This window comes from Muricomes intestini, from assembly GCF_004346165.1.
GTDB classification, from domain to species: Bacteria; Bacillota; Clostridia; order Lachnospirales; family Lachnospiraceae; genus Muricomes; species Muricomes intestini.
This window is the reverse complement of sequence record NZ_SLZZ01000067.1, coordinates 1-1,473: the sequence shown is the minus strand read 5'-3', so window position 1 is coordinate 1,473 and position 1,473 is coordinate 1. Positions and strand designations below refer to the sequence as shown.

1 protein-coding gene is annotated in these 1,473 nt (G+C 41.1%); it reads left to right on the top strand.

Going from position 1 to position 1,473, the window contains the following annotated elements:
* Positions 1–161 precede the first annotated feature (161 nt).
* Positions 162–1,415 (top strand): transposase, encoded by a 1,254-nt coding sequence (locus EDD59_RS17620; protein ID WP_207670438.1) that lies wholly within the window; start codon positions 162–164, stop codon positions 1,413–1,415.
* Positions 1,416–1,473: the final 58 nt, after the last annotated feature.

Genomic DNA, 1,473 nt, shown 5'->3' with positions numbered 1-1,473 from the left:
CTTGAGTTTCCGCAGTTTTATCCACATAGACCTGAATTAAACCATGTCTTTATAAACAACTTTCAAAAAATGTCCCAAATATAAGGAATCTGATTCCTTTTTGATGTAAAATTAAGCTATCAAAGAAAAATCTTACTAAACAAAAAAGAAGGAGATTCCCTATGGCTAATTATACATCAATTACCTATGCACTGAAACGAAAAATCTTAACTTTTACAAATAAAATTTCCAGGCATCTATCTAAGCCAGATCGAAAATTCACTGCGGATATCACCTACGGTATGCTGGCGGCTGGGAGTTGTCTGCTAACAGATGTCGTTGACCAACTCCACGAGGATTCTAAGAAGATAAATATTGTTGACCGCCTTTCCAGACATCTTGACAAAGGAGTTCCTGCAAAGGCAGCTGTATCCTATCTTCATGCGGTTAAAAAATGGGTTCCGGCGGAACCGGTTATTCACATTGATGACAGTGACGTTGTAAAACCAGATGGTTATAAATTTGAAGCTCTTGGCATTGTTCGGGATGGCTCCGAAAGCACATCCACTAAAAATGTTTACAAGAAAGGGTATCATGTCACAGAAGCCTGCGTCCTTACAAAAAGTAATCATCCAGTCAGTATCTTTTCCAGAATCCATTCCTCTTCTGAAAAAGGTTATAAATCCACAAATACCATCACTTTTGATGCGATCCAGCAGAGTGCTGCTCTCTTTGGAAAAGCAACCTTTGCCATGGACCGTGGGTATGACGACAACAAGATGTTTCTTAAGCTTGATGACCTTGGACAGGATTACGTCATCCGCCTTAAGTCCAACCGCAAGCTTTTTTACCATAACAAATGGACTCCTGCGACCCAGCTTCGCAACCGCCGTAAAGGCAAGGTGAAAACCAGTGTTTTCTACAAAGGAAAAGACCATGATGCATACCTCTCCCATGTGAAGGTACAGATCACTGCATCAAGAAAAGATATTTATCTTGTGCTGGTTTATGGCATCACCGCACATCCAATGATGCTTGCCACCAATAAAAAAATCAAATCAAAAGAAGATGTTATCCGTGTAGCACGAACATACTTTTCCAGATGGAAAATTGAAGAATATTTCCGTTGTAAAAAACAGATGTTCCAGTTTGAAAACTTCCGCGTACGGAAGCTTTGTGCAATCAATGCGCTTAACTTTTATATCACCTTATGCATGGCGTTTCTGGCCTTGATCTCAATGGAAGAAGAGACAAATGCACTCAAGGTTTCAATCATAAAAACGGCAGATCCCATCAAGGAAAAAGTTTTCTTCTGCTATTACCGATTGGCAAAAGGCATCTCAGGCATACTGTCGTATGCGAAAGAGGGCGTCAGGCTCTGGTTCCGGACAAAACGTCCGGCATACCGTCAACTTTGCTTTAAGCTGGTCGCTTAGATAGAGGGTCTGCCCCATTGGGCATAAAAGAATAATTCTCCTAAAGTCCGGTTCCGGC